1 pseudogene is annotated in these 763 nt (G+C 64.6%); it reads right to left on the bottom strand.

What is annotated here, in order from left to right:
• Positions 1-286: 286 nt before the first annotated feature.
• Positions 287-763, bottom strand: a pseudogene (locus tag EOA24_RS39925) (tyrosine-type recombinase/integrase); the annotation flags it as partial.

Below are 763 nucleotides of genomic sequence, written 5' to 3'. Positions count from 1 at the left end.
GCTGTCGATGATCCTGGTTTCCATCGATGCGCGCTCCTGCGTTTACGGTTTGTTGGCCAATTCGGGCTAGGGTCGGGGCGCGCGATGGGTATTGCGTTCGCGCTAATACACTCCTCGAGGCTTGCAGCGTCAAGCTCGCTGGGCAAGCCGTTCTCCTCGCGCAGCCCGCGATATCGGCCGATACGGGACCTATTTTCCGTCGTTGAGACCGATCACGTCGGGCCTTGGACGGAAAAGCACTCGTTTTTCGATTCAAACGGGAAGGGGAGGGGACTTTCCCGACCTCCTACAGGCCACTCGCCTTGGTGAGATTGACCCGGAATCGGTCGCGGCGCCGCTGATACTTTCGGGTCATCTCGGCCGAGGCATGCCCGAGCTGCTTTTGCACGTAGCGTTCGTCGACCTCGGCCGAGGAGGCGAGGCCCGCGCGCAGCGAGTCCGGAAAATTTCATTTCCCGCTCGCCCTCCGGAAGATCGCCGCGCACGCCGGCGGCCAAGGCCGTGCGCTTGACCAACCGGGCCACCTCCTGGTCGTTCAACCGCTCCGAGCCAACAGCCTCGCCTTGGCCGGTGACGCGGCGGAACAGCGGTCCGTGCGCGATGCGAGCGAGCTTCAGCCAGGTCTGCAGGGCGACGACGGGACAGGTGGCGTCGGACGAGCCGCAGCCGATCTCGACCTCCCGCCAGCCGGTTTTGCCGCGCAGCGTCACCAATATGCCTTTGTCGAGAACCTCGACCCAGCCGCGGCCGAGCGTTTCCAGCA

Origin of the sequence: Mesorhizobium sp. M2A.F.Ca.ET.039.01.1.1 (assembly GCF_003998035.1) — a bacterium.
Taxonomy (GTDB): Bacteria; Pseudomonadota; Alphaproteobacteria; order Rhizobiales; family Rhizobiaceae; genus Mesorhizobium.
This window is presented reverse-complemented; position numbering and strand designations above follow the sequence as displayed.